Below are 25,390 nucleotides of genomic sequence, written 5' to 3'. Positions count from 1 at the left end.
CTGTTTTCGGCCTTTCCGCCACATCATTTCCCTGCTTTCTCCGCAATGGCACAAATTCACTATCCAATAGTCAGTCTGTCACATACAGTCGTCAGACTGTTGAATCCGGCCGTGAACTTTATGTAAAATTCGGGGTCGAATAGCAGCGGATATTAAGGGCTCGGCGTTGCTTCTGTGGTCGCCAGATGGCACACAGCGTAGCGGTATCATCCCGCAGCAACGTGGTATAAAACCTGCACAACGTCATACATGAGAGGCTTTTGAATGACTAACGAAATGCGCACTTTAGCATTAGTACCCCAAGGTAGCCTGGAAGCCTATGTTCGGGCAGCCAATACTTATCCTATGCTTACCGCAGAGGAAGAACGGGCACTGGCTGAGCGGCTGCATTACGACGGTGACCTGGACGCAGCGAAAGAGCTGATCCTGTCTCACCTGCGCTTTGTTGCTCATATTGCCCGCAACTATTCAGGCTACGGTTTGCCACAGGCAGACCTTATCCAGGAAGGTAACATCGGCCTGATGAAAGCGGTTCGCCGTTTTAATCCGGAAGTCGGTGTACGTCTGGTGTCCTTTGCGGTGCATTGGATTAAAGCAGAAATTCACGAATACGTGCTGCGTAACTGGCGCATCGTGAAAGTCGCGACGACGAAAGCACAGCGTAAGCTGTTCTTTAACCTGCGTAAAAACAAACAACGTCTGGGTTGGTTCAGCCACGACGAAGTGGAGCACGTTGCCCGCGAACTGGGTGTGACCAGCAAAGATGTGCTGGAAATGGAATCGCGCATGGCCGCACAGGACATGACGTTCGACCCGACACCGGACGACGAACCACGCGACGGCGCCGCGATGGCACCGATGCTGTATCTGCAAGATAAAAGCTCTGACTTTGCAGAAAGCATCGAAGAAGATAACTGGGATCGCGATGCGACAGACAAACTGAGCTACGCGCTGGAAGGTCTGGACGAACGCAGCCAGGATATCATCCGTGCCCGCTGGTTAGATGACGATAACAAATCGACTCTGCAGGAACTGGCCGATAAATACGGTGTTTCAGCAGAACGTGTTCGTCAGCTTGAAAAGAACGCGATGAAGAAACTGCGTCTGGCGATTGAAGCCTGATACGACAGCTTTCTGAAAACAAAAAGCGACCTTCGGGTCGCTTTTTTTATGCCTGAAATTCAGCGCGGATTAGGGCTTCTTCCAGATATTCCCTGTCAGGGAAAAACCGCAGGCCTGCATAAAGGCGTCGGTCACGGCTTCGCCATCGGACGGCATTTCCCAGCTTTTGACCTGCGGCAGTTGCGCCTGCATATCTTCCATCAGATACAGCCCGACGCCGCGACGCCGCGTCACTTCGCGAACCCGCAGATCCCTGAGCTCGCCGTGGTCGCCGTTCAGCCGGACTTTCACCGCGCCAAGAATGCGCTCGTTAAACACGGCGGCGAACAGCGCGTGGTGTTCGCTCAGGCTGCCTTGCCAGTCACTTTCCGTTTGCTCAGGCCAGACTTTTGCCAGATCGATGAGATCCTGCGTGCTGAGCGAAGTGAGTTTTTGGATGGTTAATTTCATGATGTGGATGGTCAGAAAAAAGAGGCGTTTAGTGTAGCGGATCCGTCTGAAAATCGGGCGTAACTTTTTTTGTACAGTAACAGGTTGAAAACTTTTTCAGCGATCCCTGTATAAGCGATAAATGTTGGCTTTAATCAATAATGCCAGCGTTAACGGCTGATTGTTTAAAAGAGAACCGATTTTCCATCCAAATAAAATTCTGTTTACACCTCATATTTCTGACTGTGCCATTTGATTTGCAGAAGAAAATTCCTGTTTAATGATATGAATTATAAAGTCTTATTCGAAAATAAGGCGAAATAAGCCGGTAACTCATTATTACTTATACTAAATTTCTTAAGTGATGATGTTTTGAACAGGCAGGCAAAGAGCAAACCACAACACACATCAAACGGGGTAATCGGATGAAAGTAACAAAGGGTAAGATCTGGCTGGCAGGGTGTATTGCATTAGCAATGAGTCAGGCGGCATTCGCGAAAGATATCAAAGTCGCCATCGTTGGTGCTATGTCAGGTCCGGTCGCCCAGTATGGTGATATGGAGTTTACAGGGGCTAAACAAGCGATCGCAGACATTAATGCCAAAGGCGGCGTGAAGGGCGATAAATTGGTTGGCGTCGAATATGACGACGCGTGTGATCCGAAACAAGCGGTCGCCGTTGCCAACAAAGTGATCAACGACGGTATCCGTTACGTGATTGGCCACCTGTGTTCATCCTCAACACAGCCTGCTTCTGACATTTATGAAGACGAAGGCGTTCTGATGATCACGCCAGCTGCAACCAACGCAGACCTCACCACCCGTGGTTATAAAATGGTAATGCGCACCACCGGTCTGGATTCTGACCAGGGTCCGACCGCAGCCAAATACATCCTCGACACCATCAAACCAGAACGCATTGCTGTTGTGCATGATAAACAACAGTACGGCGAAGGCCTGGCCCGTTCCGTACAGGACGCGCTGAAAAAAGGCGGCGGCAACGTCGTTCTGTTTGAAGGTGTGACCGCCGGCGATAAAGACTTCTCTACGCTGGTTGCGCGTCTGAAGAAAGAAAACGTCGATTTCGTCTACTTCGGCGGTTACTACCCGGAGATGGGGCAGATCCTGCGCCAGTCTAAACAAGCCGGTCTGAACGCCAAATTTATGGGTCCGGAAGGCGTGGGTAACTCCTCACTGTCTAACATCGCCGGTGATGCCTCTGAAGGTATGCTGGTGACGCTGCCAAAACGTTATGACCAGGTTCCGGCTAACCAGCCAATCGTGGATGCCCTGAAAGCCAAAAAACTGGATCCAACCGGTCCGTTCGTCTGGACGACTTACGCCGCATTACAGGCGCTGACTACCGGTATGGAACGCAGCGGCAGCATGGAACCGGCTGACATCGCTAAAAATCTGAAATCAGCTTCCGTGGACACCGTCATGGGCCCCCTGAGCTGGGATGAAAAAGGTGACCTGAAAGGATTCGAATTCGGTATTTTCGAGTGGCATAAGGACGGCACGTCTACCCCTATCAAATAAATGCCCGGCATCCTTCGCGCCGCCTCTGCGTTGGCCGCCTTCATTCACCCCGGTCACTTACCTGTGTAAGCTCCCGGGGATTCATTCAGTTGCCGCCTTGAGGCAACACGAATGATTTTGGGCATTATGTTTCAGAACAGCGCATTACTCTGCCCGGCGTCTGGCGTTATAAAAGGCGCCGGGTTGCAGTCTCAGCACAAGTTATCAAACCCTTGATTAATAAGGATAGGGTATGTCAGAGCAGTTCCTCTATTTCATTCAGCAGATGTTCAACGGCGTGACGTTGGGCAGTACTTATGCGCTGATCGCCATTGGTTACACCATGGTTTACGGCATTATCGGCATGATCAACTTCGCACACGGCGAGGTGTATATGATCGGCAGTTATGTCTCTTTTATCGTAATCGCCGCTTTGATGATGATGGGTATCGACGCCAGCTGGTTGCTGATCGGTGCCGGTTTTATCGCCGCGATTGTGATTTCCAGTGCCTACGGCTGGAGCATTGAACGCGTGGCATATAAGCCGGTGCGTAACTCCAAGCGTCTGATTGCACTGATTTCTGCCATCGGGATGTCAATTTTTCTGCAAAACTACGTCAGCCTGACTCAGGGCTCGCGCGACCTTGCTTTACCGAGCCTGGTGACCGGCCAGTGGAAACTGGGCGAGGCGAATGGTTTCGCCGCGACAATCAGCACCATGCAACTGATTATCTGGATCGTGACCTTTGTGGCCATGCTGGCGCTGACGCTGTTCATCCGTTATTCACGTATGGGGCGTGCCTGCCGTGCCTGTGCGGAAGATCTCAAAATGGCCAGCCTGCTGGGGATCAGCACTGACCGCGTGATCTCGCTGACTTTCGTTATTGGCGCATTAATGGCGGCAGTGGCGGGCGTTCTGCTGGGGCAATTCTATGGCGTGATTAACCCGTACATTGGCTTTATGGCCGGGATGAAAGCCTTTACCGCAGCGGTTCTCGGCGGTATCGGCAGTATTCCTGGCGCGATGATTGGCGGCCTGATTTTAGGCGTGGCCGAAGCGCTGACCTCGGCGTATCTGAGCACCGAGTACAAAGACGTGGTGTCCTTCGCATTGCTGATCGTGGTGTTACTGGTGCTGCCGACCGGTATTCTCGGACGTCCGGAGGTTGAGAAAGTATGAAGCGCCTGAATCTGTTAAATGCGCTGGTCTCCGCTTTCGTCCTGCTGGTACTGGCTGCATTCATCATGGGATTACAGCTGAGCCTCGATGGCACAAAGCTGGTGGTGAACGGTGCCGGTGAAGTGCGCTGGACGTGGATTGCCATCGGTTGTGCCATCGTTTTCGTGTTTCAGCTGTTCCGTCCAATGGTCAGCAGTGGCCTGAAAAAAGTGTCCGGTCCGGGCTGGATACTGCCGAGCTTTGACGGCTCGACGCCGAAACAAAAGCTGCTGGCGCTGGTGCTGATTATTGCCGCCATCGCCTGGCCGTTTATCGTTTCACGCGGTACGGTGGATATCGCCACGCTGACGCTTATCTACATTATGCTCGGCCTCGGTCTGAACGTAGTGGTCGGGTTGTCCGGTCTGCTGGTGCTGGGTTACGGCGGTTTTTACGCCATCGGCGCTTACACCTATGCGCTGCTCAATCACTATTACGGCATCGGTTTCTGGGAAGCGTTACCGCTGGCCGGTCTGGTGTCGGCGGCGTTTGGTTTCCTGCTCGGGTTCCCGGTGCTGCGGCTGCGGGGCGATTATCTGGCGATTGTGACGCTCGGCTTCGGAGAGATCGTGCGTATCCTGCTGCTTAACAATACCGAACTGACGGGCGGGCCAAACGGCATCAGCCAGATCCCCAAACCGACGCTGTTCGGGCTGGAATTCAGCCGCACGCCACGCGACGGTGGCTGGGATACCTTCAGCAACTTCTTTCACGTCACCTACGACCCGAGTGACCGCATCATCTTCCTGTACATGGTGGCGTTGTTGCTGGTGATTGCGACATTGTTCATCATCAACCGGCTGCTGCGCATGCCGCTGGGCCGTGCGTGGGAAGCATTGCGTGAAGATGAAATTGCCTGCCGCTCGCTCGGGCTGAATCCGACCCGGATCAAACTGACGGCATTCACTATCAGCGCCGCGTTTGCCGGTTTCGCCGGTACGCTGTTCGCCGCGCGTCAGGGCTTTGTCAGCCCGGAATCCTTCACCTTTGCGGAGTCCGCCTTTGTGCTGGCTATCGTGGTGCTCGGCGGCATGGGCTCACAGTTTGCCGTCATTCTGGCGGCCATTCTGCTGGTAGTTTCCCGCGAGCTGATGCGTGACCTCAATGAATACAGCATGTTACTGCTCGGTGCGTTAATGGTGCTGATGATGATCTGGCGTCCGCAGGGCTTGCTGCCGATGAAACGTCCGCAGCTGAAACTCAAATTGTCTAAAAAACAAATCGCCGATCAGGGGGAACAGGCATGAGCACGCAACCTCTGTTAGCCGTTGAAGGTTTGATGATGCGTTTTGGCGGCCTGCTGGCGGTCAACAACGTGGCGCTGAACCTCAATCAGGGCGAAATTGTGTCGCTGATTGGCCCGAACGGTGCCGGTAAAACCACGGTATTTAACTGTCTGACCGGTTTCTACAAACCGAGCGGCGGCACCATTAAACTGCGTGACCAGCATCTGGAAGGATTGCCCGGGCAGAAAATTGCCCGCATGGGTGTGGTGCGAACCTTCCAGCACGTGCGTCTGTTCCGTGAAATGACGGTGATTGAAAACCTGCTGGTTGCCCAGCATCAGCACCTGAAAAGCGGTGTGCTGGCGGGGCTGTTCAAAACGCCGGGATTTCGTCGCGCCGAAGCGGAAGCGCTCGATCGCGCTGCCGACTGGCTGGAACGTGTCGGATTGCTCGAACTGGCGAACCGTCAGGCGGGGAATCTGGCTTACGGTCAGCAGCGCCGTCTGGAAATCGTCCGCTGTATGGTGACGCGCCCGGAAATCCTGATGCTCGACGAACCGGCTGCCGGTCTGAATCCGCGCGAAACCGAAGAGCTGAATCAGCTGATTGCCGAACTGCGTAACCAGCACAACGTGTCGGTGCTGCTGATTGAGCACGACATGAAGCTGGTGATGGGCATTTCCGACCGCATCTACGTGGTGAATCAGGGCACGCCGCTGGCGCAGGGCACTCCGGCTGAAATTCGTAACAATCCTGACGTGATCCGCGCCTATTTAGGCGAAGGTTAATGGGCGAAGGCTAAGGGACAGAACAAGATGTTGTCATTTAATCAGGTATCCGCCCATTACGGCAAAATTCAGGCGCTGCATGAAGTCAGCCTGAGCATTAACAAAGGGGAAATCGTCACGCTGATCGGCGCGAACGGCGCGGGTAAAACCACGCTGCTCGGCAGTTTATGTGGCGAACCGCGGGCGTCGCACGGCTCGATCATTTTTGAAGGGCAGGACATCACGCAGTGGCAGACCGCCAAAATCATGCGCGGCGATATCGCAATAGTGCCGGAAGGCCGCCGTGTGTTTTCGCGCATGACCGTGGAAGAGAATCTGGCGATGGGCGGATTTTTCGCCACACGCGACCAGTTTCATGCCCGTCTGGAGCGCGTGTTTACACTGTTCCCGCGTCTGAAAGAGCGTCGTGTTCAGCGTTCAGGCACTATGTCCGGTGGTGAACAACAGATGCTGGCGATTGGCCGTGCGCTGATGAGCCAGCCGCGTTTACTGCTGCTCGACGAGCCGTCGCTGGGGCTGGCGCCGATCATCATCCAGCAGATTTTTGACACTATCCAGCAACTGCGCGAAGAAGGGATGACCATCTTCCTGGTCGAGCAAAACGCCAATCAGGCGCTGAAACTCGCCGATCGCGGTTATGTGCTGGAGAACGGTCATGTGGTGCTGGAAGATACCGGCGCGGCATTGCTGGCCAACGAAGCTGTGCGTGCGGCCTATCTCGGCGCATAAATTGGCTTCTGATTTCAAAAATCTGTGATAAATCTACTAAACCGCACGGCAAGCGCTTTGCGGTTTTTATTTTGTGGATAAATTAACATCTCTTACATTCTTATAACTTTGCACATCATCAGGAACATGTCATGAACACAGAAGGTTTACTCGCCGCCCGTATGGTCAGGCTTAAAAGTTCGGCCATCCGGGAATTGCTGAAACACAGCAAAATGGAAGGCGTTATTTCACTGGCGGGTGGTATTCCTTCTTCAGCGCTTTTTGATTTCGACGGCCTGCGTGAAGCCACACAGCTGGCGATAACAGAACAGCCGGAGCACGCATTCCAGTATGGCCTGACAGAAGGCAGTTATACGCTGCGTGAGCGTATTGCTTCTCTTTGTCAGGAACGTGGCGTGGTCGCGCAGCCTGAAGATATCGTAGTGACCGCCGGATCCCAGCAGGCGCTGGATCTGGTGATGCGCGCCGTGGTGAACCCGGATGATATTTTCGTGGTGGAGCGCCCGACCTATCTGGCCGCATTGCAGACTCTGGAACTGGCCGAAGCCCAAATCCTCTCCGTCGGTTCAGACGGCGACGGCATGATTGTCGATGAGCTGGCGGAACTGCTGAAAACACAAAAGATTAAAGGCGTGTATCTGGTGCCCACGTTCGGTAACCCGAGCGGCGTGACCCTGAGCCGTGTGCGCCGTGAGCAGCTGGTGAAACTGGCGGCACAGCACGAATTCCTGATTGTAGAAGATGATCCGTACGGCGAACTGCGTTTCACCGAAGAACGCCAGCCGACGCTGTTTGAGCTGTCGAAAGCCCTGTTCGGTCACGCGGATAACATTATCTACACCTCGACGTTCTCTAAAATTCTGGCGCCGGGTTTGCGTCTGGGCTGGGTGATTATGCCTGACTGGCTGTTGCATAAGGTCGCCATCATCAAACAGGCGGCAGATTTGCACGCCAGCGCGTTGTCGCAGAGCATTGCGGAATATTATCTCGGTCTTGGCCGTCTGCCGAAGCAGATCGAAACCATTCGTGCCGCGTATAAAAAGAAATGCCAGGTCATGGCCGAACTGCTGGAACGCGAACTGGGCGACGTGCTGACGTTTGAATATCCGAAAGGCGGCATGTTCCTGTGGGCACGTTTCCGCGAGCCGCGTAACTGCGCTGAGTGGATGAAAAAGACGCTGGAGCAGGGCGTGGTGTTTGTGCCGGGCGAATTCTTCTATGCCGATAACCCGGATCACTCGACCTTCCGTCTGTCGTTCGCCACCGCGACCGAAGAGCAGATGCAGGAGGCGGTTGCCCGCCTGAAACGCGCGCTGTAAAACCCCCGGATTTCCCTTCTTTATAAGGCGCATCGTTCACCCGATGCGCCTTCTTTTTTGCCATCTGTTCGTCACCTGCACTTCATGCTGCTGTAACGTTAATGTCATTTAACTGTTATTTATCTGTAATTTAGCCGTGTCATGTTACCTCCGCATAAAAACGTTTCTCAATACCCCATTTATCTCTGCCCCTTTTACACCAGCAGAATTCAGGAGACAGGCATGTTCATCAACCTCAAAAAAACGGTCATCGGCACCGCGCTGACGCTGGCTTTCAGCGCCAATGCCTTCGCTGTGACAGAAATTCCTTTCTGGCACTCAATGGACGGCGAATTAGGCAAAGAAGTGAACTCGCTGGCCGACCGTTTTAACCAGACACACCCTGATGTCAAAATCGTGCCTGTCTATAAAGGCAAATACGACGAAAGCCTGGCGGCCGGTATCGCGGCATATCGCACCGGCAATGCTCCGGCTATCTTGCAGGTTTACGAAGTAGGCACCGCGACCATGATGGCCAGCAAAGCCATCAAACCGGTCTACGAAGTGTTCAGTGATGCAGGCATCAAAGAAGACGTTTCCCAGTTCGTGCCGACCGTTTCCGGTTATTACTCCGATTCCAAAGGCCGTCTGTTATCCCAGCCTTTCAACAGCTCCACGCCGGTGCTGTATTACAACAAAGATGCGTTTAAGAAAGCCGGTCTGAACCCGGATCAGCCGCCGAAAACCTGGCAGGATATGGCCGCGTACACCGAAAAACTGCGTGAAGCCGGCATGAAGTGTGGCTACGCCAGCGGCTGGCAGGGCTGGATCCAGATTGAGAACTTCAGCGCGTGGCACGGTCTGCCAATCGCTACCAAAAACAACGGCTTCGACGGCACCGATGCGGTTCTGGAATTCAATAAACCAGAGCAAATCAAACACATTCAGATGCTCGAAGACATGAACAAAAAAGGTGATTTCACCTATTTTGGTCGTAAAGACGAATCCACCGCCAAGTTCTATAACGGCGACTGCGCGATGACTACCGCATCTTCCGGTTCACTGGCCGACATCCGTCAGTATTCCAAATTCAACTACGGCGTGGGCATGATGCCTTACGACGCAGACATCAAAGGCGCACCACAAAACGCCATCATCGGCGGCGCAAGCCTGTGGGTGATGAACGGCAAAGACAAAGACACTTACAAAGGCGTCGCCGAATTCCTGCAATTCCTGACCACGCCGGAAATCGCTGCCGAATGGCACCAGAAAACCGGTTATCTGCCGGTGACGACTGCGGCGTATGAGCTGACCAAAAAAGAAGGCTTCTACGAGAAGAATCCGGGTTCTGACGTTGCCACCCGCCAGATGCTGAACAAGCCGCCATTACCGTTCACCAAAGGTCTGCGTCTGGGCAACATGCCGCAGATCCGTACCATCGTTGATGAAGAACTGGAAAGCGTCTGGAGCGGTAAGAAAAGCGCCAAAGAAGCACTGGATACCGCAGTACAGCGCGGGAATCTGCTGCTGCGTCGCTTCGAAGCTTCTGCCAAATAATTTTCTTGCACCTCCCCCCGCGAAGGGGAGGGAGCAAAACAGCCTCCCCCTTTGCAGGGGGAGGAGCCAAACCCGTCATCGCATTAACGAGTAAACCATCATGAGTTCACACCGTCCCGGTTTTGGTTGCAGCTGGTTGCCGTACGCGCTGGTGTTGCCGCAGCTGTTGATCACCGCGATATTTTTCCTGTGGCCTGCCGGTCAGGCGCTGTGGTATTCGGTACAGACACTGGATCCTTTCGGCTTATCCAGCACCTTCGCCGGTCTGACTAACTTCACACAGCTGTTTCAGGACCCGTACTATCTCGACTCTTTTTATACCACGCTGAAATTCAGCTTTATGGTGGCATTCATCGGACTGGCCGTTTCGCTGTTTTTCGCGGCGCTGGTCGATCACGTGGTACGCGGCAGCCGGATTTATCAGACGCTGATGATCCTGCCTTACGCCGTGGCGCCAGCCGTTGCCGCCGTTTTGTGGATGTTTCTGTTCAGCCCCGGTCTGGGCCTGATTACTCATTTCCTGGGCTCGATAGGCTACAACTGGAACCACGCGCAAAACAGCGGTCAGGCGATGTTCCTGGTGGTGCTGGCGTCGGTCTGGAAGCAGGTCAGCTACAACTTCCTGTTCTTCCTGGCGGCGTTGCAGTCGATCCCAAAATCTCTGGTAGAAGCGGCGGCTATCGATGGCGCAGGCCCGGTACGTCGCTTCTTCAATCTCGTATTACCGCTGATTTCACCGGTGAGCTTCTTCCTGCTGGTGGTCAATCTGGTGTACGCCTTCTTTGATACCTTCCCGGTGATTGATGCCGCGACAGCCGGTGGCCCGGTACAGGCGACGACCACGCTGATTTATAAAGTGTATCGCGAAGGTTTCTCCGGCCTGGACTTGTCCAGCTCCGCCGCGCAGTCCGTCATTCTGATGCTGCTGGTTTGCGGCCTGACGTTCATTCAGTTCCGCTTTGTCGAGCGTAAGGTGCGTTACCAATGATTGAGAACCGCAGAGGGCTGGATATCTTCAGCCACATTATGCTGCTGCTTGGCGTGCTGGTGATTTTATTCCCGCTGTACGTCGCGTTTGTGGCGGCCTCGCTGGATAACAAACAGATTTTCGATGTGCCAATGACGCTGATCCCGGGCACCCATTTATGGGAAAACATCACCACCATCTGGACGCAGGGGGCAGGGAACAGCAGTCCGGCATTCGGACGGATGCTGATCAACAGCTTCATCATGGCGATGGTGATCACCATCGGTAAGATTTCGGTGTCGATGCTTTCGGCTTACGCGATTGTCTATTTTCGTTTTCCGCTGCGTAACCTGTTCTTCTGGCTGATTTTCATGACGCTGATGTTGCCGGTGGAAGTGCGTATTTTCCCGACCGTTCAGGTCATCGCTAATCTGCATATGCTCGACAGCTACACCGGCCTGACGTTGCCGCTGATGGCCTCGGCGACCGCGACTTTCCTGTTTCGCCAGTTCTTTATGACCTTGCCGGATGAATTGCTGGAAGCCGCACGTATCGACGGCGCAGGCGCGATGCGCTTTTTCTGGGGCATCGTGCTGCCGCTGTCGAAAACCAATCTGGCGGCGCTGTTCGTCATCACCTTTATTTATGGCTGGAACCAGTACCTGTGGCCGATCCTGATCACCAGCGATGCCTCGATGGGCACGGCGGTGGCGGGGATCAAAAGCATGATTTCCTCTGGCGACGGCTCGACCCAATGGAATCAGGTGATGGCGGCCATGATCCTGACCTTATTGCCACCGCTGGCGGTGGTGCTCCTGATGCAGCGCTGGTTTGTGCGCGGCCTGGTAGACAGTGAGAAGTAACTGAAATGGCAAATTTGAAATTACAGGCAGTGACCAAATCCTACGACGGCAAAAACCAGATCATCCAGAGCATCGATCTGGACGTGGCCGACGGCGAGTTCATCGTGATGGTAGGGCCTTCCGGCTGCGGAAAATCGACTCTGCTGCGCATGGTGGCCGGGCTTGAGCGCACGACCTCCGGTGATATCTACATTAATGACCAGCGCGTCACTGAACTGGAGCCGAAAGATCGCGGTATTGCAATGGTCTTCCAGAACTATGCGCTGTATCCGCACATGAGCGTGTACGACAACATGGCGTATGGCCTGAAAATCCGCGGCTTCGGCAAAGCGCAAATCAACGATCGCGTTGAGGAAGCGGCGCGCATTCTGGAACTGGGGCCGTTGCTCAAACGAAAACCGCGTGAGCTTTCCGGCGGCCAGCGTCAGCGTGTGGCAATGGGGCGTGCCATCGTGCGGGAACCGGCGGTATTCCTGTTCGACGAACCGCTTTCTAACCTCGACGCTAAACTGCGCGTCCAGATGCGCCTTGAACTACAACAATTACATCGTCGTCTGCGCACCACCAGCCTGTACGTCACCCACGATCAGGTGGAAGCCATGACCCTGGCCGAACGTGTGATCGTGATGAACAAAGGTATTGCCGAACAAATCGGCACGCCGTCGGAAGTCTATCGCCGTCCGGCCAGCCTGTTTGTCGCCAGCTTTATCGGCTCTCCGGCCATGAACCTGTTACCTGGCCAGCTCACCACGGACGGCACGTCGCTGGTGATGGAAGGCGGGTTTGAACTGCCGCTGCCGGTGGCGCGCCCTGAGTGGGGCGGTCGTGAGCTGACGGTCGGTATTCGCCCTGAACATATTCATCTGACTGATGACACACAAAACGGTATTCCGATGGTGCTCAATACGCTGGAACTGCTGGGTGCGGATAATCTGGCGCATGGCAAACTGGCGGGCAGCGGCGTTGTGGTGCGTTTATCGCATGAAGTGTTCCCGACAGCCGGTTCGCTGTTGCGCTTGGTTTTCCCGGCGAAAGCGTTACACTTTTTCGATACTCACACCGGACTACGGATGGAATGAACATGAAAGCCTGGCCTTATCCTCGCATTGTGGCGCACCGCGGCGGCGGTGCTCTGGCACCGGAAAACACGCTGGCCGCTATCGACGTGGGCGCGAAATACGGCCACACGATGATCGAATTTGACGCCAAACTCGCGCAGGGCGGGGAAATCTTCCTGTTGCACGACGATACCCTGAACCGCACCAGCAATGGCTGGGGTGTGGCAGGTGAATTGCCGTGGGAAAAACTCGAACGGCTCGACGCCGGCGACTGGTATGGCGCAGAGTTCAAAGGAGAAAAACTCCCGCTGCTCTCGCAGGTCGCCGAACGTTGTGCGCGCCACAACATGATGGCGAATATCGAAATCAAACCGACCACCGGGCTGGATGAAAAAACCGGAACCGACGTCGCGCTGGCCGCCCGTGAATTGTGGAAAAACCAGGCCGTGCCGCCGCTGCTTTCTTCGTTCGAATTTGACGCACTGGTTGCTGCGAAAAAAGCCGCCCCCGAGCTTCCGCGCGGTCTGCTGATCGACTCGTGGCACGAAAACTGGAAAGCACTGACCGACGAACTGGAATGTGCGTCTCTGCATCTCAATCACAAACTGCTTAATGAAGAACGCGTGAAAGCAATCAAAGCCGCCGGTCTGCATATTCTGGTGTATACCGTGAATAATCCGGCGCGCGCCCGTGAATTACTGGGCTGGGGCGTGGACTGTATTTGTACCGATAAGATTGATGTGATCGGGCCGGATTTCGTTTAAGCGGGTAACGCGGATCAGGCGCAGTGAACACCGCGCCTGAAGGGGGATTACGGCGTCTGATTCAGCTTCTGACCCAGCGTCTGGTTATTCTGCTGGATCTGTAAACGTTGCTGATTGCTCTGGATCTGCGATTTCAGCTTCAGCTGCTGTTGCTGCTGACTGTTACGCATATCCTGCTCCTGCTGACGTTTCTGCATCTGCTGATTGTTCTGCTGTTGTTGTTGCATGCGTTGTTGCGACGGATTGTTCAGCAGCGGATCGTCAGGGTTCGGCACTTTTTCGACTGCACTGGTGGTCTGAACAGCAAACAGCAGCGGCAGCGCGGCGAGCATTCCATATAAACATTTCATCAGTTCATCCTCCGTTTTCAGTCATCCGTTAAGTGTATGCCATCGCAGCCGTGAACGTGTCCTTTGAGCGCACGTTTCCCTCAAAGCGTGCTGTCGCTCTCATTTGCTCTATAATTGAACAGATGTAAACCACCTTCACGCTTCGCGGTTTCCTTCATTCCGCTACAATCATCCATCTTTATCATTTTAGGGCTCAACTGCCGTGCCTTTACTCATTATCACCACCATTTTGTGGGCCTTTTCGTTCAGCCTGATCGGCGTCTATCTGGCCGGACAGGTTGACAGCGTGTTTTCCGTATTAGTCCGTTTAGGACTGGCGGCGCTGGTTTTCCTGCCGTTCCTGCGCTGGAAAGGTCATCAGCTCACCACCATTTTGTTGTACATGGCGGTGGGCGCGATGCAGCTTGGCATCATGTATCTCATCAGCTTCGAAGCGTATCTGTACCTTTCGGTGCCGGAATTCCTGCTATTTACGGTGATGACGCCGCTGTACGTCACACTGATTTATGACCTGATCAGTGGCCGCAAAATCCGTATCGGTTATGCGCTGAGCGCCCTGCTGGCGGTCGCGGGCGCGGCGATTATTCGTTACGACCACATCAGCGAACATTTCATCATTGGTTTGCTGCTGGTGCAGGCGGCGAACATCTGTTTTGCCATCGGGCAGGTGGGCTATAAACGCCTGATGGAAACCCGTCCGATGCCGCAGCATACGGCGTTTTCCTGGTTCTATCTTGGGGCACTGTTGTGCGCGGTGGTGGCCTGGTTCCTGTGGGGCAATCCGCAAAAATTACCGACCACGAACCTGCAATGGGGGATTCTGGTGTGGCTGGGCATTGGTGCTTCAGGGCTGGGGTATTTCATGTGGAACTACGGTGCGACGCAGGTTGATGCGGGAACGCTGGGAATTATGAACAACTTCCACGTCCCGGCGGGGCTGCTGGTGAATCTGGCAATCTGGCAACAGCAGCCGCACTGGCCGAGCTTTATTATTGGCGCAGCAGTGATTATGTCCTCACTGTGGGTACACCGGCGTTGGGTCGTGCCGCGTCGCGAACAAACGGCAGATGATCGCACGCGTGCTGGCGCGCCGAACGAATAAACGCTTCGGTCACCGGCTGACGCTGTTCGCCGTCGCGCACGGCGGCGAACAGACGGCTCCATAAACCTTCGCCCAGGGTCTTCGTTACGACGAGGCCCTGGCGCTCAAAACTTTCTACGACCCAGTGCGGTAACGCCGCAATCCCCATTCTCGCCGACACCATCTGGATTAATAACAATGTGTTATCGACGCTTTTCAGCGACGGGCTGACCCCTGCCGGTTGCAGAAAATGCCGCCAGATATCCAGACGCTGACGCTGAACCGGATAAATCATCAGGGTTTCAGTACTCAAATCTTCCGGCGAAATCACGGTTTTAGCCGCCAGCGGATGATCCGGTGCCAGCACCAGACGGACTTCGTAATCGAACATCGGGGAGTAGTGCAAACCGCTGCGCGGCAGAATATCGGAGGTCAGCACGATATCCAGCTCGCCCTGTTGCAGCGCCGGTTGCGGGTCAAACGTCACGCCGGATTTGAAATCCATCACCACATGCGGCCAGTTCTGGTGGAAGTTATCCAGCGCGGGCGTCAGCCACTGAATACAGCTGTGGCACTCAATCGCGATGCGCAGTGAAGTCTGGTGCGGCTCATTGCACGCCTGCAACGCCTGCTGGATTTGCGGCAGCACCTGTTCTGCCAGATTCAGCATGATTTCGCCCTGCGGCGTAAAGCGTAAAGGCTGACTTTTCCGCACGAACAACCTGAAACCCAGCCGTTGCTCAAGGTCGCTGAACTGGTGCGACAGGGCCGATTGTGTCTGATGAAGCTGCGAGGCGGCGGCGGCCAGTGACCCGGTGTTGCGCAGTGCTTGCAACGTTCGCAGGTGTTTCAGTTCGATCATGAGAGTCCTTCACTGTGTCATGAATAATTTGCGCTTGTGGATTATACAGTACCTGCGGATTATGGATGTGTAAACATCTGGATGGCTAAACAGGAACTAAAAAGATGACGATACTGAATCACACTCTGGGTTTTCCACGCGTTGGTCTGCGTCGTGAACTTAAAAAAGCACAAGAAAGCTACTGGGCAGGCAATTCCACTCAGGAAGCACTGCTGGCAACCGGACGTGAACTCCGCGCCCGTCACTGGAAGCAACAAGCTGAAGCAGGCGTGGATTTAGTGCCGGTGGGCGATTTCGCCTGGTACGATCACGTACTGACCACCAGCCTCCTGCTGGGCAACGTGCCGGCACGTCATCAGAATGACGACGGCTCTGTGGATCTCGATACCTTATTCCGCCTTGGCCGTGGCCGCGCACCGACCGGTAAACCGGCGGCGGCAGCGGAAATGACCAAATGGTTTAACACCAACTATCACTACATGGTGCCGGAGTTTGTGAAAGGGCAGAAATTTAAACTGACCTGGACACAACTGCTGGAAGAAGTGGACGAAGCGCTGGCGCTCGGCCACAAAGTGAAACCTGTTCTGCTGGGCCCGCTGACCTATCTGTGGCTCGGCAAAGTCAAAGGCGAACAGTTTGACCGCCTTTCCCTGCTCAACGACATTCTGCCTGTTTATCAGCAGGTGCTGGCTGAACTGGCAAAACGCGATGTTGAGTGGGTGCAGATTGACGAACCGGCGCTGGTGCTGGAATTACCGCAGGAATGGCTGGACGCGTACAAACCGGCTTATACCGCACTGGAACAGAGCAAAACCAAACTGCTGCTGACCACCTATTTCGACAGCGTCGGACATAATCTCGACACTATCCGTCAGCTGCCGGTTCAGGGGTTACACATTGATGCCGTCGCTGGTCGCGATGATTTGCAAGCCGTCATCAGTAAACTGCCAAAAAACTGGCTGATTTCTCTGGGGGTGATCAATGGCCGTAACGTCTGGCGTGCTGATCTGAGCACCTGGTTTGACCGTCTGAAACCTCTGGTGGCAGGGCGCAACGTCTGGATCGGCAGCTCTTGTTCCCTGCTGCACAGTCCGATTGATTTAAGCGTCGAAAGCCGTCTGGATGAAGAAGTGAAAAGCTGGTTCGCCTTCGCCCTGCAAAAATGTGCCGAGCTGTCACTGTTGACGTCTGCGCTGAACCATCCGACTGCGGAAGCGCAGCTGAAACTGGCCGAATACAGCGCGCCCATCCGTGCCCGCCGTGAATCCGCCCGCGTGAATAATCCGGCAGTCGGTCAACGCGTGGCGGCGATTACGGCCACAGATATCGAGCGTCAGCACGTTTATACCGAACGTGCTAAAGCGCAGCGTGCCCGTTTCAACCTGCCTGCCTGGCCGACCACCACCATCGGCTCATTCCCGCAAACCACTGAAATTCGCGGCCTGCGTCTGGACTTTAAACAAGGTCGGCTGGATAACACCAAATACCGCACCGGTATCAGCGAACATATTAAGCAGGCCATTAAAGAACAGGAACGTCTGGATATCGACGTGCTGGTGCATGGTGAAGCTGAACGTAACGACATGGTGGAATATTTCGGCGAGCATCTGGACGGTTTTGTATTCACGCAAAACGGCTGGGTACAAAGCTACGGTTCACGTTGCGTGAAACCGCCGGTGATTATCGGCGATGTCAGCCGTCCGCAAGCCATTACCGTGGAGTGGGCGAAGTATGCGCAGTCGCTGACCGAAAAACCGGTGAAAGGCATGCTGACCGGCCCGATCACTATTCTCTGCTGGTCCTTCCCGCGTGAAGATGTCAGCCGCGAAACCATCGCTAAACAAATCGCGCTGGCGCTGCGTGATGAAGTGGAAGATCTGGAAAAAGCCGGTATCGGTATCATTCAGATTGACGAACCGGCACTGCGCGAAGGTCTGCCGCTGCGCCAGTCTGAATGGAATGCTTACCTCCGCTGGGCGGTAGATGCGTTCAAACTGAACGCCGCGATTGCCAGCGATGACACGCAGATCCACACCCACATGTGTTACTGCGAATTCAACGACATCATGGATTCCATTGCCGCGCTGGATGCTGACGTGATCACCATCGAAACCTCGCGTTCCGATATGGACTTGCTGGAATCGTTTAAAGACTTCGAGTACCCGAATGAAATCGGGCCGGGCGTTTACGACATTCACTCACCTAACGTGCCAAGCGTGGAGTGGATTGAGGATTTACTGCGTAAAGCCGCGGATCGTATTCCGGCGGAACGCCTGTGGGTCAACCCGGACTGTGGCCTGAAAACCCGCGGCTGGCCGGAAACCCGCGAATCGCTGGAAAACATGGTTAAAGCCGCCAAGCGTCTGCGCGCTGAGAAAGCCTGAATTAAAGAGTCGTTGTGTTGTTGCTGACACGTTTTGGGGCACTCCGGTGCCCCTTTTTTTGGTGCACATTCGCACTTTGTTACGTCTGTTTCATCCCCCGTCATACGGCGGCTGTAGCGCGATTACGGCACTCAGCCTCAGGCAGTTTCCACGCGTTGCGCCTTTCTCCGCTAGGCTTAAATCAGGATTAACTTTCTTTTTACCCAACAGACAGGGAGAAAATATGAACCGGTTTACAGACAAAGTCGTGGTAGTAACGGGCGCAGGTTCCGGTATGGGTGCGGCATCCGCACGGCGTTTTTCTTCAGAAGGCGCGATAGTCGTGCTGGTCGGGAGAACGAAAGAGAAACTGGAGAAAGTCGCCAAAACGCTAAGCAGTACGCAGTATTACATTCATCTGGCGGATGTTTCTTCCGCGCAGGATGTGGAGCGGATGGCGGCGGTGATCGAAGACAAATTCGGGCGTGTTGATGTGCTGGTTAACGCCGCAGGCGTGGTTGTGCAGGGTAAAGCGACCGAAGCGAGCCTTGATGACTGGCAGAAAATTATCGCCATCGATCTGAGCGGCGTCTTTTACTGCACGCGATTCTTCATGCCTGCATTGATCAAAAGTAAGGGAAATATTGTCAACATTTCCTCGGTTTCCGGTACCGGCGGCGACTGGGGAATGAGTTTCTATAACGCAGCGAAAGGCGGCGTGACGAACTTTACCCGCTCGATTGCGATGGACCACGGTAAAGACGGCGTGCGTGTTAACGCGGTGTGTCCGTCGCTGACCTTTACGGAGATGGCGGCCGGAATTAAAGACAACAAGCCGTTGCTGGCTAAATTTGCCGAACGAATTCCGCTGGGACGTGGTGCGGAGCCGGAAGAAATCGCGGATGTGATTGCGTTTCTCGCCAGCCATGATGCCCGCTTCGTGACGGGCGTAAACCTGCCGGTCGATGGCGGTTTGTCGGCGTCCAACGGCCAGCCTCCGCAGGCTTAAGCTCCACCCTCCGCAGGTATAAGCTGATGTTTCCGGCCCGCCGCTTCACCGGCAGGCCGGATTTCCCGGTACTCCTCCCAAATTTGTGACTTCCTTTTCTTTCTGCGTCGCAGGTTAGTTATGATGGCGTGATTCCGCTGACAGGTATTCCGAACATGACGCATCCTCTTTTTTCCGTTTTATCTCCGGTAATTGAGCAACCCGAAGGCGTCCGGCAGGTCTTTTTTGCCGGTGCCCTGCATCCGGTGCCGGCACTTGCGTATCAGGTAGATTTTCCGCGTCTGGAACTCGTCCTCGGAGGGGAACAGATGATGGAATGGGAAAATGAGCAGGGCGTGAGTCAGGTTGTCTGCATGCAGGCGGGGGATGTGCTATTTGTGCCGGCAAAAGGCTGGAATAGTCCGCAGTGGCAAACGCCGGTTCGCACCCTGAGCCTGTTATTTGGCAAACAACAGCTGGGTTTCAGCCTGCTCGGCTGGGACGGCAAACAGTTTGATTCACGTGAAAAAGGCAATACTGGCAGGCGCGGGCCGCGCGTAGGCGCTTTTATGTTGCAGGCGCTCAATGAACTGGCGTGGCACCAGGCGGATCAACTGACGGCGCGGTTCCTGGTGAAAGGGTTACTGAGCCATGCGCAGGATTTATTCAGTTCCTCGGCGCATACCGCCTCACGCAGCCAGGCGCTCTTCGGCGCGGTACGCCAGCATATCGAAGAGCATTACCGCGAACCGCTCACCCGCGATTCGGTCGCCAAGGCGTTTTATATTTCACCGAATTATCTGTCACATTTGTTTCAGAAAAGCGGCGGGATTGGGCTGAACGAATACCTGAACTATGTCCGGCTGGAGCAGGCAAAAAATCTACTGAAAGGATATGACATGAAAGTGAAAGAAGTCGCCCATGCCTGCGGGTACATCGACAGCAACTATTTTTGCCGCCAGTTTAAGAAAAGCACCGAACGTTCCCCTTCCGAATATCGCCGCCAGTATCGCAGCCAGTTTGAGAGTCTGGAGCCGTAGAAGCGCTGACGGTCCTTATTATGCGAGAACGATGCGCGTACCCTGCGGAGATGAGGCGATCTTTTTCACGGCGGCCATGACTTTATCCGGCGTGCGTAAAAAAGTGTGAATGCCTGTCTGTACGCAGCGGCTATGAGTAAAACGGTCACTGTTTTCCAGCTGGATCTCCGTGATAAGCAAAACGATATCTGCCTGAGCAATATCGCTTTCCGAGAGCGCGTTTTCGACACCCAGCGCGCCCTGCGTTTCCACTTTCACCTGCCATTTTTCCTGCAAACACAGCTTTTCCAGGCGTTCAGCCGCCATATATGTGTGAGCGACACCGCTGATGCAGGCCGTGACTCCGACCAGTTTTAATGACATTTGCCGTTCCCCGTAGCTGGAAATTTTACCCGCCCATCGTCACGGTATACCCATCGCTTTCAGCCATTGCGCGCAATGGCGCAAGTGCGACGGCATCCGGCACCAGTGTTTTGTGCATCGAATAGGTTTTTCCTAATAACGGATATTTTGCTTCTCCGTATTTGTGGAAGGGTAACAGATGGATTTCATTTAAGTTGAAGGGTTTAAGGAAATCCAGGATCTGACGCAGATTTTCCTGTGTCAGCGTGTAGCCAGGGATCAGGGGAACGCGCGGAAGCAGTTCCACATCGCGCTGGGTCAGCGCCTGAAAATTCTCCAGCACCCGGGGTTGATTCATGTTGAGCAGGGTGCGGGCCAGCGTGGCTTCCATGATTTTGAAATCAAATAAAACCTGATCGCAGTGTTCAACCACCGAAAGCAAATGATCCCGCGGGACATCGCCTGCGGTTTCAATGGCCGTGTGGATCCCGAGGCCCTGTAATTCCTTCAACAACTCGCGGGCAAAAACCGGTTGCATCAGCACTTCGCCACCGGAAAGCGTGATGCCACCGCCGGATGATCGGAAAAAAACTTCATCCTTGAGCAGGCGGGACATCAGCGCTGGCAGCGTAATGTCTTCGCCTACATATTCCAGTGCGCCGCTCGGGCATTCCTGCGGATCCTGCAAACAGGTCCGGCAGTTCAGGCATTTCGCCTGACGTTTGATGGTCTGGATCCGGGGCGACATGGATTCCGGGTTAGCGCACCACGGGCAGCGGTGCGGGCAACCTTTGAAGAAAACCATCGTGCGGATCCCCTGACCGTCGTTGAGAGAAAATCGCTGAATGTTAAAAATGCGCCCCGTCGGGGATTTTTCAGCGGTTTCACAAGCTCCGTTGACCATGGGGATCCGCAGGTCAGAGCTGGTGTGCGGTGCGACCGATAATGTCATCCTGAATCTCCTTTGACAGTTCGACAAAGAACGCGCTGTATCCGGCGACCCTGACCACTAATCCGGCGAAATCCTGCGGACGCTTTTGCGCTTCACGCAACTGTTCGGCATTCACCACGTTGAACTGAACATGCTGTAATTTCAGCCGGGTGAAGGCGCCGAGAAAATCAGCCAGCTTATTCAGACCCTGCAAACCTTGCAGCGTTGATGGCGTAAATTTCACGTTCAGCAGAGTGCCGTTTGAGAGCAGCATATTGTCGAGCTTACTGACGGATTTCAGTACCGCGGTTGGCCCCTGATGATCCTGCCCGAGCATAGGCGAAAGGCCGCCGTCGGCCAGTTGTTCACCGGCAAAACGACCGTCCGGTGTAGCTCCGACTACTGCGCCTAAAGGCACATGTGCAGAGACGGTGTAGGAGCCTGGTGTAAACTGGCCGCCGCGCGGATTGCGGTACTGCTCGACTTCTTTGCAGTAATAGCGCAGCAAATCGGCACTGATTAAATCCACTTCATCGACGTCGTTGCCGTACTTCTCGAAGCGGTTGATCAGGCGGGCGCGGATCGCGCGGCCTTCTTCGCTGGCGAAATTCTCTTTCAGCGAGGCAAGCAGTTCATCAAAGCTCAGGAGTTGCTGATCAAACACCATCCCTTTCAGCGCATGCAGTGAGTCACTGAGGTTTGCGATGCCGATGCCCTGAACGCCGGAAAAATTATAGCGCGCGCCACCAGCAGTAATGTCTTTCCCGCTTTTCAGGCAACCTTCAATGAAAGACGACAGCAACGGAACCGGTGCCCAGTCGCGGTGGCCGATATCGCAGATATTGCTGCCCTGCGCCATCAGTTTCACGTAGTGGCTGATTTTCTGGCGGATCTGTTCCACCAGCTCAGCATAGTTAATCGCAGAATTTCCTTCGTTCTCATGCAGCGTTAACTCCATGACTTTCAGCAGGTTGAACATCGCGATGTCATGCAGCCCGTACGTTTTCCCTGGGATAGACAATTCGACGCAGCCGACGACCGCATAATCCCGGGCATCTTCGAGGTTCACGCCGCGGTTCAGGAAGGCCGGAACCACCACTTCATCGTTGAAGATTTGCGGAATGCCGGTGCCGAGACGGATAGTTTCGGCTGTTTTCAGCAGGAACGGACGGTCGATGAGTTCGTTGACCCGCACACCAAGATTGGGCTGCGGCAGGCAGATGCTCTGATAAGCGTCCAGACACAGAAATGACAACACGTTGACCGCGCTGCGCCCCGTCTCCGTTAAACCGCCGAGTAAAATCGTATAACCCGTGGGAAAACCGGCGAAATACCGGGCGCTCGACGTCGAACGTAACAGCACGATGTCATTGCATTTCACCCACAGGCTTTCCAGCAGCTCTTTCAAAAACTCCGGCTGTTCGCCGTGTGAAAGGGAATGCTGATAGAACGGCAACATGTACTGATCGAAGCGTCCGAGCGATAGCGAACTGGCGTTGGATTCGTACTGCAAAATAATATTCATGTACCAGAACAGCTGACAGGCCTGATAGAAATCCTGCGGCTTATTGCCGGAAATATGCTGCGATTTGCGGGCAATACGTTCGAGTTCAGCCTTTCTTTGCAGATCACTGCATGCCAGCGCCATCTGCTCTGCCAGCGCCGCATAACGCAAAATATGCCGCTGCGAAGCCTCGAGCAAAATCAGTGCCGCCTGATAAAACGCATTATCCGGCGCGTCGTTAACATGCTGTTTAAGTTCAGCGATTAAGTTATCAAGACCACCGCTGAGCAGGCGAGGGTAATCAATAATGATGTGCCCCTGGCCTTTATCGGTCTGGTTGATGCTGAAAATCTGTGTTTTGGTAGCCGCTTTGACGTCTTCCGGTATCTGACTGTTGATGAAATCTTTCATCGAGCGCGATTCCCAGTAAGGGAAAAGCTGTTCGCGGTAAATCTGTTTATCCTGCTCAGAAATCGTAAAGCGATCCTGCGGACGGGTGGAAAATGTATCCAGTTCTTTAAGCAGCCAGTAAGGGTCCATTTCAGGAGAGACGATCCCCGCTCGCGGTTTGACGGTGCGGTTGCCGGCAATCAGTTCGTCTTCACGCAGGGTAATTTCAACGTGATCAAGGATCCAGGCTGTCGCTTTTGCCCGGCGCAAAAGCGTGGACTCGCCTTCAGTCGTACGGTGACTTGCGGTGTATAACAGAGCCCGTTCCAGCGAGATTTCACGCGGGTTAGCGAAAAGCGCATTTTTCAGACGTTCGATGCGGGAAGTCATCCTGTTCTCCTTACTTTCAGTCCGTGACAGCGGCTTTGGCGAGATGTGCCGCGATTTTTTCCATAATGGCATCAGCGCGTTTAACGGCATCGCTGATGGCGACCCGAACGGTGACTTTGCCCTTAAAGCGTTCTTCCTGTTTGATACCAATATCTTTGGTCAGGATCACGATATCTGCAGCCGCGACATCGGCCGTGGTCAGCTCATTTTCCCGGCCTATCGAGCCCTGAGTTTCGACTTTGCATTCCCAGCCTCTGGCTTTCGCCGCGCGTTCAATGGCTTCCGCCGCCATATAGGTGTGGGCAACGCCGGAAGGGCAGGCAGTTACAGCAATAATTTTGGTCATGATCTTCACCTTTGGTTTTACGTCTGAGGTCAGTTAATTTCGAAATCCAGATCCAGGTCGGATTCCGGATGTTTTTTAGCGGATTGTTTTTTGGCAGCCAGATGTTTCAGCAGGTTGACGCAAAGAGCCGTCACCACCATGCCGACCAGCAATGCGCCGATGTAGCCCAGTTTTCCCTGCACCACAGGCAGAACAATCAGCCCGCCCCAGCCGGCATAGCATTGCGCGCCAACCAGTGCGGCGGTCACGGCGGCACAGGCAGAACCCATCATGATGGAAGGAATAACGCGCAGCGGGTCGGCGGCGGCGAAAGGGATCGCGCCTTCAGTGACGCCGACGCAACCCATCAGCAGGGCGGCTTTTCCGGCTTCCCGTTCTTCAGTGGAATAGTATTTACGGCCAATCAGCGTGGCGAAACCCAGCCCCAGCGGTGGTGTAGCGATAGCAACTGCGGCAATTGCCACGACGCTATAAACGCCCTGTGCCACGCAAATCAGCATAAAGGCGTAGGCGACTTTATTGACCGGGCCGCCCATATCGAAGGCCAGCATCAGCCCCATAATGATGGCGAGCACGACAATGCTGCCCTGCTGCAGACCTTGCAGCCAGTGGGTCAGCAAGGAAGTCAGCAGCCCGACCGGTTCCCCCAGCCCCCACATCATGATGCCCGCCGTCAGTAAGGTACCGATAATCGGGATCACAAAGATCGGCATCACGGAACGCAGGATCTTCGGCACCGGGATCTTCTTCAGATAGAAGACGATGATCCCCCCGAGAAGACCGGCGATGATCGCGCCGAAGAAGCCCGCCCCAAAGGAAGCGCCGACCCAGGCACCGATGGCTGCGGGCGCGAGCGCAGAGCGGTCGGAAATGGAATAACCGATGTAAGCCGCCAGGAAAGGCACCATCAGCGTCAGACCGGCCACACCAATATCAAACAGTTTTTTCAGATTCGGATCGGTCGCTGCGTCAGGCACGGCGCCTTTGCCGTAAAGCATGACGGAGACCGCCAGCAGAATGCCGCCCGCAACCACAAAAGGGATCATATGGGATACGCCGGTCATCAGGTGCTGACGGGTATTTTTCAGAATATTAAGCAATTCTTTCATGGTGGGCTCCGGTGTCGGGCGAAAATAACGGAACGTCCTTTTCAGCAAAACCTCGGAAGCTGAAAGGATATTGACGACCACAATAGGCCGCCGTCAGGGGCGCTAATAGTGGACAAATTTGTGTTTTACTGGACTTTTGTAAGCTCAGTTCAAAAAT

The 25,390-nt window shown here is 54.5% G+C and carries 24 protein-coding genes; 16 read left to right on the top strand and 8 right to left on the bottom strand.

The features are described 5' to 3' along the window. Window positions 1-264 precede the first annotated feature (264 nt). Window positions 265-1,122 (top strand): RNA polymerase sigma factor RpoH, encoded by an 858-nt coding sequence (gene rpoH / locus GW579_RS22015; RefSeq protein ID WP_152324796.1) that lies wholly within the window; start codon window positions 265-267, stop codon window positions 1,120-1,122. Between the two features lie 69 nt (window positions 1,123-1,191). On the opposite strand, the gene panM is transcribed toward rpoH, so the two are convergent. After that, entirely contained in the window at window positions 1,192-1,572 is a 381-nt protein-coding gene (gene panM, locus GW579_RS22010) for an aspartate 1-decarboxylase autocleavage activator PanM (RefSeq protein WP_165061863.1), read from the bottom strand. A gap of 404 nt (window positions 1,573-1,976) precedes the next feature. On the opposite strand from panM, the gene GW579_RS22005 reads away from it, so the two are divergent. The 11 genes from GW579_RS22005 (at window position 1,977) to ugpQ (ending at window position 13,537) form a co-directional block, all read left to right on the top strand. Then, window positions 1,977-3,089 (top strand): branched-chain amino acid ABC transporter substrate-binding protein, encoded by a 1,113-nt coding sequence (locus GW579_RS22005; protein ID WP_165061860.1) that lies wholly within the window; start codon window positions 1,977-1,979, stop codon window positions 3,087-3,089. A 232-nt stretch (window positions 3,090-3,321) separates the two neighbouring features. Beyond that, window positions 3,322-4,248: a high-affinity branched-chain amino acid ABC transporter permease LivH gene (gene livH, locus GW579_RS22000; RefSeq protein ID WP_095924234.1), complete on the top strand. Its 927-nt coding sequence runs from the start codon at window positions 3,322-3,324 to the stop codon at window positions 4,246-4,248. Further along, window positions 4,245-5,534, top strand: coding sequence for a high-affinity branched-chain amino acid ABC transporter permease LivM (locus tag GW579_RS21995; RefSeq protein ID WP_165061857.1), 1,290 nt, complete (start codon window positions 4,245-4,247; stop codon window positions 5,532-5,534). Before livH ends, GW579_RS21995 begins: the two co-directional genes overlap by 4 nt. Next, the gene (gene livG, locus GW579_RS21990; RefSeq protein ID WP_165061854.1) at window positions 5,531-6,301 is read left to right on the top strand and encodes a high-affinity branched-chain amino acid ABC transporter ATP-binding protein LivG; all 771 of its coding nucleotides are present in this window, start codon (window positions 5,531-5,533) and stop codon (window positions 6,299-6,301) included. Before GW579_RS21995 ends, livG begins: the two co-directional genes overlap by 4 nt. 27 nt (window positions 6,302-6,328) lie before the next feature. Then, window positions 6,329-7,030, top strand: coding sequence for a high-affinity branched-chain amino acid ABC transporter ATP-binding protein LivF (gene livF, locus GW579_RS21985; protein WP_165061852.1), 702 nt, complete (start codon window positions 6,329-6,331; stop codon window positions 7,028-7,030). A 131-nt stretch (window positions 7,031-7,161) separates the two neighbouring features. Further along, window positions 7,162-8,349 (top strand): aminotransferase-like domain-containing protein, encoded by a 1,188-nt coding sequence (locus GW579_RS21980; RefSeq protein WP_152324802.1) that lies wholly within the window; start codon window positions 7,162-7,164, stop codon window positions 8,347-8,349. Between the two features lie 222 nt (window positions 8,350-8,571). After that, window positions 8,572-9,885, top strand: a complete 1,314-nt coding sequence (gene ugpB / locus GW579_RS21975) for a sn-glycerol-3-phosphate ABC transporter substrate-binding protein UgpB (protein ID WP_165061849.1) — start codon at window positions 8,572-8,574, stop codon at window positions 9,883-9,885. 100 nt (window positions 9,886-9,985) lie between these two features. Then, on the top strand, window positions 9,986-10,873 hold the full coding sequence (ugpA, locus tag GW579_RS21970; protein ID WP_152324804.1) for a sn-glycerol-3-phosphate ABC transporter permease UgpA: 888 nt from the start codon (window positions 9,986-9,988) through the stop codon (window positions 10,871-10,873). Next, window positions 10,870-11,715 carry a sn-glycerol-3-phosphate ABC transporter permease UgpE gene (gene ugpE / locus GW579_RS21965; RefSeq protein ID WP_165061846.1) on the top strand — a complete coding sequence of 282 codons (846 nt, stop codon included), beginning with the start codon at window positions 10,870-10,872 and terminating at the stop codon, window positions 11,713-11,715. The genes ugpA and ugpE overlap by 4 nt, the downstream gene beginning before the upstream one ends. A 5-nt stretch (window positions 11,716-11,720) precedes the next feature. Continuing rightward, window positions 11,721-12,794, top strand: coding sequence for a sn-glycerol-3-phosphate import ATP-binding protein UgpC (locus GW579_RS21960; RefSeq protein WP_120134718.1), 1,074 nt, complete (start codon window positions 11,721-11,723; stop codon window positions 12,792-12,794). 2 nt (window positions 12,795-12,796) lie between these two features. Next, entirely contained in the window at window positions 12,797-13,537 is a 741-nt protein-coding gene (gene ugpQ / locus GW579_RS21955; protein ID WP_165061844.1) for a glycerophosphodiester phosphodiesterase, read from the top strand. 47 nt (window positions 13,538-13,584) lie between these two features. Here ugpQ and GW579_RS21950 read toward each other — a convergent pair whose 3' ends face one another. After that, the gene (locus tag GW579_RS21950) at window positions 13,585-13,887 is read right to left on the bottom strand and encodes a DUF2756 domain-containing protein (RefSeq protein ID WP_152324807.1); all 303 of its coding nucleotides are present in this window, start codon (window positions 13,885-13,887) and stop codon (window positions 13,585-13,587) included. A gap of 202 nt (window positions 13,888-14,089) precedes the next feature. Between GW579_RS21950 and GW579_RS21945 the strand changes: the two genes are divergently transcribed. Then, window positions 14,090-14,989 (top strand): carboxylate/amino acid/amine transporter, encoded by a 900-nt coding sequence (locus tag GW579_RS21945; RefSeq protein ID WP_152324808.1) that lies wholly within the window; start codon window positions 14,090-14,092, stop codon window positions 14,987-14,989. On the opposite strand, the gene metR is transcribed toward GW579_RS21945, so the two are convergent. Next, complete coding sequence (metR, locus tag GW579_RS21940; RefSeq protein ID WP_165061841.1) at window positions 14,895-15,830, bottom strand: HTH-type transcriptional regulator MetR; 936 nt, start codon at window positions 15,828-15,830, stop codon at window positions 14,895-14,897. The two genes, GW579_RS21945 and metR, sit on opposite strands and share 95 nt — an antisense overlap. Before the next feature lie 104 nt (window positions 15,831-15,934). On the opposite strand from metR, the gene metE reads away from it, so the two are divergent. From metE to GW579_RS21925, 3 genes are all read left to right on the top strand, one after another. Beyond that, the gene (gene metE / locus GW579_RS21935; protein WP_165061838.1) at window positions 15,935-18,214 is read left to right on the top strand and encodes a 5-methyltetrahydropteroyltriglutamate--homocysteine S-methyltransferase; all 2,280 of its coding nucleotides are present in this window, start codon (window positions 15,935-15,937) and stop codon (window positions 18,212-18,214) included. A 223-nt stretch (window positions 18,215-18,437) separates the two neighbouring features. Next, window positions 18,438-19,202 carry a meso-2,3-butanediol dehydrogenase gene (gene budC / locus GW579_RS21930; RefSeq protein WP_152324811.1) on the top strand — a complete coding sequence of 255 codons (765 nt, stop codon included), beginning with the start codon at window positions 18,438-18,440 and terminating at the stop codon, window positions 19,200-19,202. Window positions 19,203-19,357: 155 nt separating this feature from the next. Beyond that, on the top strand, window positions 19,358-20,221 hold the full coding sequence (locus GW579_RS21925) for an AraC family transcriptional regulator (protein ID WP_165061835.1): 864 nt from the start codon (window positions 19,358-19,360) through the stop codon (window positions 20,219-20,221). Between the two features lie 18 nt (window positions 20,222-20,239). On the opposite strand, the gene GW579_RS21920 is transcribed toward GW579_RS21925, so the two are convergent. From GW579_RS21920 to GW579_RS21900, 5 genes are read right to left on the bottom strand one after another with little or no spacing between them, the layout of a single operon-like run. Then, on the bottom strand, window positions 20,240-20,584 hold the full coding sequence (locus GW579_RS21920; protein WP_152324813.1) for a PTS fructose-like transporter subunit IIB: 345 nt from the start codon (window positions 20,582-20,584) through the stop codon (window positions 20,240-20,242). A 25-nt stretch (window positions 20,585-20,609) separates the two neighbouring features. Continuing rightward, window positions 20,610-21,515: a [formate-C-acetyltransferase]-activating enzyme gene (locus tag GW579_RS21915; RefSeq protein ID WP_152324814.1), complete on the bottom strand. Its 906-nt coding sequence runs from the start codon at window positions 21,513-21,515 to the stop codon at window positions 20,610-20,612. Next, window positions 21,481-23,778 carry a formate C-acetyltransferase gene (locus GW579_RS21910; protein ID WP_165061833.1) on the bottom strand — a complete coding sequence of 766 codons (2,298 nt, stop codon included), beginning with the start codon at window positions 23,776-23,778 and terminating at the stop codon, window positions 21,481-21,483. The genes GW579_RS21915 and GW579_RS21910 overlap by 35 nt, the downstream gene beginning before the upstream one ends. Window positions 23,779-23,794: 16 nt before the next feature. Next, window positions 23,795-24,124: a PTS fructose-like transporter subunit IIB gene (locus GW579_RS21905; RefSeq protein ID WP_152324816.1), complete on the bottom strand. Its 330-nt coding sequence runs from the start codon at window positions 24,122-24,124 to the stop codon at window positions 23,795-23,797. Between the two features lie 29 nt (window positions 24,125-24,153). Further along, on the bottom strand, window positions 24,154-25,233 hold the full coding sequence (locus tag GW579_RS21900) for a PTS fructose transporter subunit EIIC (protein WP_165061831.1): 1,080 nt from the start codon (window positions 25,231-25,233) through the stop codon (window positions 24,154-24,156). Window positions 25,234-25,390 lie beyond the last annotated feature (157 nt).

This window comes from Rahnella contaminans (assembly GCF_011065485.1).
GTDB lineage: Bacteria > Pseudomonadota > Gammaproteobacteria > Enterobacterales > Enterobacteriaceae > Rahnella > Rahnella contaminans.
This window is presented reverse-complemented; position numbering and strand designations above follow the sequence as displayed.

What these genes read in the sequence shown, in the direction of transcription:
- GW579_RS21995 (WP_165061857.1), top strand. Translation starts at nt 4,245, where the DNA reads ATGAAGCGCCTGAATCTGTTAAATGCGCTGGTCTCCGCTTTCGTCCTG.
- GW579_RS21980 (WP_152324802.1), top strand. Translation starts at nt 7,162, where the DNA reads ATGAACACAGAAGGTTTACTCGCCGCCCGTATGGTCAGGCTTAAAAGT.
- ugpB (WP_165061849.1), top strand. Translation starts at nt 8,572, where the DNA reads ATGTTCATCAACCTCAAAAAAACGGTCATCGGCACCGCGCTGACGCTG.
- GW579_RS21910 (WP_165061833.1), bottom strand. Translation starts at nt 23,778, where the DNA reads ATGACTTCCCGCATCGAACGTCTGAAAAATGCGCTTTTCGCTAACCCG.
- livF (WP_165061852.1), top strand. Translation starts at nt 6,329, where the DNA reads ATGTTGTCATTTAATCAGGTATCCGCCCATTACGGCAAAATTCAGGCG.
- ugpE (WP_165061846.1), top strand. Translation starts at nt 10,870, where the DNA reads ATGATTGAGAACCGCAGAGGGCTGGATATCTTCAGCCACATTATGCTG.
- GW579_RS21960 (WP_120134718.1), top strand. Translation starts at nt 11,721, where the DNA reads ATGGCAAATTTGAAATTACAGGCAGTGACCAAATCCTACGACGGCAAA.
- GW579_RS21900 (WP_165061831.1), bottom strand. Translation starts at nt 25,233, where the DNA reads ATGAAAGAATTGCTTAATATTCTGAAAAATACCCGTCAGCACCTGATG.
- metR (WP_165061841.1), bottom strand. Translation starts at nt 15,830, where the DNA reads ATGATCGAACTGAAACACCTGCGAACGTTGCAAGCACTGCGCAACACC.
- livG (WP_165061854.1), top strand. Translation starts at nt 5,531, where the DNA reads ATGAGCACGCAACCTCTGTTAGCCGTTGAAGGTTTGATGATGCGTTTT.
- GW579_RS21950 (WP_152324807.1), bottom strand. Translation starts at nt 13,887, where the DNA reads ATGAAATGTTTATATGGAATGCTCGCCGCGCTGCCGCTGCTGTTTGCT.
- budC (WP_152324811.1), top strand. Translation starts at nt 18,438, where the DNA reads ATGAACCGGTTTACAGACAAAGTCGTGGTAGTAACGGGCGCAGGTTCC.
- livH (WP_095924234.1), top strand. Translation starts at nt 3,322, where the DNA reads ATGTCAGAGCAGTTCCTCTATTTCATTCAGCAGATGTTCAACGGCGTG.
- ugpQ (WP_165061844.1), top strand. Translation starts at nt 12,797, where the DNA reads ATGAAAGCCTGGCCTTATCCTCGCATTGTGGCGCACCGCGGCGGCGGT.
- metE (WP_165061838.1), top strand. Translation starts at nt 15,935, where the DNA reads ATGACGATACTGAATCACACTCTGGGTTTTCCACGCGTTGGTCTGCGT.
- GW579_RS21920 (WP_152324813.1), bottom strand. Translation starts at nt 20,584, where the DNA reads ATGTCATTAAAACTGGTCGGAGTCACGGCCTGCATCAGCGGTGTCGCT.
- GW579_RS21925 (WP_165061835.1), top strand. Translation starts at nt 19,358, where the DNA reads ATGACGCATCCTCTTTTTTCCGTTTTATCTCCGGTAATTGAGCAACCC.
- GW579_RS22005 (WP_165061860.1), top strand. Translation starts at nt 1,977, where the DNA reads ATGAAAGTAACAAAGGGTAAGATCTGGCTGGCAGGGTGTATTGCATTA.
- GW579_RS21905 (WP_152324816.1), bottom strand. Translation starts at nt 24,124, where the DNA reads ATGACCAAAATTATTGCTGTAACTGCCTGCCCTTCCGGCGTTGCCCAC.
- ugpA (WP_152324804.1), top strand. Translation starts at nt 9,986, where the DNA reads ATGAGTTCACACCGTCCCGGTTTTGGTTGCAGCTGGTTGCCGTACGCG.
- GW579_RS21915 (WP_152324814.1), bottom strand. Translation starts at nt 21,515, where the DNA reads ATGACATTATCGGTCGCACCGCACACCAGCTCTGACCTGCGGATCCCC.
- rpoH (WP_152324796.1), top strand. Translation starts at nt 265, where the DNA reads ATGACTAACGAAATGCGCACTTTAGCATTAGTACCCCAAGGTAGCCTG.
- panM (WP_165061863.1), bottom strand. Translation starts at nt 1,572, where the DNA reads ATGAAATTAACCATCCAAAAACTCACTTCGCTCAGCACGCAGGATCTC.